At 64.3% G+C, this 4,325-nt stretch carries 4 protein-coding genes; all 4 read right to left on the bottom strand.

All coding sequences use genetic code 11. The features are described 5' to 3' along the window. Nucleotides 1–1,269, bottom strand: a 1,269-nt coding sequence (locus H5T60_12080; protein ID MBC7243170.1) for a hypothetical protein, incomplete at its 3' end; no start/stop codon positions are given. A 223-nt stretch (nucleotides 1,270–1,492) separates the two neighbouring features. After that, entirely contained in the window at nucleotides 1,493–2,287 is a 795-nt protein-coding gene (locus tag H5T60_12075) for a DUF2085 domain-containing protein (protein ID MBC7243169.1), read from the bottom strand. Between the two features lie 74 nt (nucleotides 2,288–2,361). After that, the gene (locus H5T60_12070) at nucleotides 2,362–3,009 is read right to left on the bottom strand and encodes a metallophosphoesterase family protein (GenBank protein ID MBC7243168.1); all 648 of its coding nucleotides are present in this window, start codon (nucleotides 3,007–3,009) and stop codon (nucleotides 2,362–2,364) included. 33 nt (nucleotides 3,010–3,042) lie between these two features. Next, nucleotides 3,043–4,185 carry a radical SAM protein gene (locus H5T60_12065; protein ID MBC7243167.1) on the bottom strand — a complete coding sequence of 381 codons (1,143 nt, stop codon included), beginning with the start codon at nucleotides 4,183–4,185 and terminating at the stop codon, nucleotides 3,043–3,045. Nucleotides 4,186–4,325: the final 140 nt, after the last annotated feature.

The raw sequence follows: 4,325 nt of genomic DNA, 5'->3' as shown, positions 1-4,325 counted from the left end.
GAAGAAATACACACAGCCGGTCGTTTTTTCCTGGCTGTATGTGCGCACTTCGTCCGGACTGATAATTTCCCAGGCGGGGTCCGGCACCTCAGCGCGGACCGAGACATAGCCGGGGAGGTTGGTTTCCACGATGGCGTAGCCGGCCGCCGGATCGCCCAGGTAGGCCAGTTCGAAGTGTCCCGACTCATCGGTCAGGGTGCTGTCCGCCGGCTGCCAGGTGTCGTTCTTGAGCGCATAGAGAGTGACCGTGGTGCCGGGGATGCCCACCGGGTTGGGCAGGTCCAGCTCCACGTAGCCGGCGAAGAAGAGCGGCGCGACCGACGGGGTGGGGCTGGGGGTCGGTTCCACATAGTCATCCCAGAAGTTGTTGCCGGGATATGTGCCGCCGGCGGCCGGCTGATGGCGGATCCAGTTGGCATTGACCACCACACCGCCGCTGGCCGAGGCCGCCCCCACCGAGGTGTAGCCCGGGCGGTCAATCTCGATGATGTGGTAATAGGGATAGCCCAGGTTGCTGACCAGTGTGTACGCGCCGCCGGTGCCCGTGCTGGTGCTGGCCAGCAGGGTCCCCCAGGAGGTCGGGGAGGTGGAGCCCCACAACTGCACCGTCGTGCCGTAAATGCCGGAAGCGGTATGCCCCACCGGGCCGCGGTAGACATTGCCCTGGAAGACCAGGGTGGTCACGTCAAAGGTCGCCGTCGGAGTAGGGGTGGAGGTCGGCCGTGGGGTAGGCTGAGCGGTAGGTGTGGGCGTGGTCGGCGGTTGATCGTAAAAGAAGACACAGCCTACCGGGTAATCCCCGAAGTACTCCAGTCGGTCCGGGTTGACCACCACCCAGCCGGCCGGCCCCTCTGCCCGGACAGAGGTATATCCGGGAGGGTTGATCTCGCGGATGGCGAAGCCTAGCGCCGGCGGGCCGCTGTAGCGCAGGACGAAGTAGCCGGTGAGGCCGGCGGACACCGCATAATCCACCGCCACCCAGCTCGTGCCATCCCAAACATAGAAGATGGCCGTGGCTCCCTGGATGCCCTGATAAGGTTCGTCGGGGGTCAGCACCCAGCCGCACACGCTGTAGGAAACCTGGTCAGGTTCACTGCCGGCGGGATGGAGGGAGCGCTGATCATCCGCTATGGGAGGGGGCGGGGTTTCCTCGGAAAGGACGGCCGGCACGGCCGGCGCATCGGGAGAGGTCATTCCGTAGGCGGCAACACCAAGTAGGGCCATTGCCAACCCGACAGCAAGCACGATCACGATCACTCGGGTCTTCATTCTCCACCGCCTTTATCAAACCTGACGAGTTGCACGGACCTCAGTCAGATGTGCAATGTACCGTTCGGTATCGTATTTTCACAATTTTTATTGTACCATCTACCACAGGCAGTGTCAATAACAACTTGTTCACTTTTGCACGCTTCTGCCTGAACAAATTGTCAAATAAGCGATGCAGGAACCGGAAAATCCACAAGCCCCTTGGGTGGGGGGACTGCGCCGGCTAAAAGGGCAAATGGTACGTGAGGGTGAGCCACCAGCGGAAGGCGTCCATGCCGGCGATCATGCCGGCGCTCACCAGCGCCGCGATGCCGGCCGGCAGGAGCAGGTCCCTTGGCGAGCCGGCCCTGTTCTCCCTCCGCAAAAGCACCACGACGATAAGGGTATTCACGGTCAGCAGGATGGCGAGGACGCCGGCCAGGCTTATCAGCGACAACAAGTACAGCGCCGGCGGCCAGCCCAGCAAGATCAGCACGGCCTCCAGTCCGCCGGCGGCCAGCAGGGCGCCGTATTCTCCCCAGCCCCGCAGGACAGGCGCCGGCTCCGGCTCCTTCCACACTGTCATCGCTACCACCGGCCAGACCAGCGTGCCCAGCGCCAGGCCGTTCAGCATGCCGGCTGTCAGCCGTAGGGCATTCTGTGGGGCATATAGATGCGGCAGGCCGAGCAGTTCCAGATAGGAATTGGCCCCATCCACGGCCCAGAGGCCGACACCCAACAGGAACAGCGCGGTGATGGGTATGGGAGGGAGGGCAGTGCACCGCGTCCGCCGGCGAAGCACCACCGCGGCGTAGGCGGTGAAGACCCCCAAGAAGGTCCCGCTACAACGGGCGCAGAGCGGCAGTCGCCGGCCGGCCAGGGAAAAGGACCGCTCCGGCAGTTGATGACAGACGGCATAGCCGATATAGTCGCCGGCGTCCAGCAGGAACGCCGGCCGAAGCCACGCCAGGATCAGCAGAACGGCCAGCATTGCGGCAGAGAAGTACAGCGTCTTTCTGGAGCGAAAATGATTCGGCATGGGCAGGCCCTGGGCGTCTTTTGCAGTTGCCGGCCATTATAACTGTGCGCCGGCGTCCTGGCAATTGGGGTGATTCACGGTTCGGGGAGGCGGTGCCACTGCACCATGCCGGCATCCGCATCATAAGAGACAAACGTGATACCCGGGCCGTCGTCCGGCCGGCAGATGCTCCCCACCCCGATGAGATAGTGCATGCCAGGAGAGGCATGCAGGATGGTTCCCCGGAGCAAGCGCTCCCTGCCGCCGGCGTCCAGCGACCAGCTCACTTGCTGGTGGGTATGCCCGTGGAAGAGGAGGCGCCGGCCGCGGGCCAGCAGTTCCGCCCAGACCTGCCAGCGGATATGTTCATCGGTGAGATATGGGAACAGCGCGCGCCAGCGCATATTCCCCTGTCGTATTTGCGCCTGCACCTGCGCCGGCCCACCCATTCCCATGAGCGGAAAGGGCGAAGAGTGCGCGGCGATGAAATCGTCCTCTTCCAGGAAGGCCGGCAACTGCAGGACTGCCCGCTGGAGCGGCTCGGCGAGCCTGCTCCAGCCGGACACTTCCCAGTTGCCGAAGACCCCGACCGCGCCGGCATCGAACAGCCGGCGGAAGCATGCATCGCCGCAGATATCCCCCAGGAAAATGATGCGATCAGGATGCAGAGAAGCGATATATGACAGGGCGGCCTCCAGCCGGCGGAGGTGCCCATGAACGTCGGAGAGGAAGACGTAGCGCATGACGCGGTATCCTGGCAGAAATTGTGGAGCGGGTTACCTATCGGGCCACAGGCTGAGCTGACGCGCCGGCGCCTGGCCGTTCAAGAGCACGAAGGGGGCGGCCCTTTGGACGTTCACGCCCATGGCGCGCAGGTGAGAAAGCTCGGTCAGGCGGGATTGCCGGCGCGCCTGCAGGATGCGGGCGGCACTGCGCGGGCCGATGCCCGGCACCCGCAGAAGCTCTTCCCGGCTGGCGCGGTTCACCTCCACCGGGAAGTATTGTGGATGCGCCAGCGCCCAGGCCTGCTTGGGGTCCTGTCCCGCCGGCAGATTGCCCTGCGCATCAAAGGGGATTTCCTCAAGCTGGAAGCCATAGCTCCGCAGGAGAAAATCCGCCTGGTAGAGCCGGTTCTGCCGCTGGAGCGGCGCCGCCGGCCGGCTTTCCAGCGGGGTACCGGGGATGGGACGAAAGGCGCTGTAATAGAAACGGGCCAGCCCCAGCCGGCGGTACAGCCGCCAGGACGTCTGCAGGATCTCCTGGTCGGTCTCTCCCACCGCCCCGACGATGACCTGGGTGGTGAGGCTGCGCGCCCTGCGGCGGGGGTCCGGCGAATGCACCAGCCGGCTGGCCAGCTTCAGGCCGGCCAAAAGCTGTTCGTCAAAGCGCTTTTTGCTGGTCAGGAGGGAAAGGTGCTCCGCACTGGGGGCTTCCAGGTTGATGGAGATGCGATCGGCCAGTTCGGCGGCCCGTTCGACCTGCGCCGGCTCTGCCCCGGGCAGGATTTTCAGGTGGATAAAGCCCGGGAATTCCAGGCGCCGGCGGATGATCTCGGCGGTGGCCAGCAGACGGTCCATCTCCCGGACCGGGTTCAGGCCCACGGTCGAGCTGAGGAACAGGCCCTGGATCATGCCGGCGCGCCACATCTGCTCGAAACAGCGCGCCAGCTCCTCCGGGGTAAAGGCGGTGCGCGGCGTGTCGCGGCCGGCGCGCAGGGCGCAGTAGGCGCAGTCGTTCTGGCAGATATTGGACAGCAGGACCTTCAGCATCATGACGGAGCGTCCGTTGGAAAGCGCCGCGCGGGTGATGTAGCGGCTGGCGCGTTCCATGGACTGGCGCGCCGGCCAGCCGCACGACGCATCACAGACATCGAAGCGGGATTCCTCCCCCAACAGCAGGAGCTTGTCCAGCACTTCCATATTCGGCCACCTCTACTCCAATTATAGCACAAATGTTCGGGACGTCAAGCCCCCTGAAGGCCACTTGACAAATTTGCCAGCCGGCGCGATACTATTGTTGTAGAATATAGGACAGTGTTGCATAATATGCATCACCATAT

The organism is Anaerolineae bacterium (assembly GCA_014360855.1).
In the GTDB taxonomy this organism is placed as follows: Bacteria; Chloroflexota; Anaerolineae; order JACIWP01; family JACIWP01; genus JACIWP01.
Note: the sequence above shows the minus strand (reverse complement) of the source record. Positions and strands in the feature narration are given on the sequence as shown.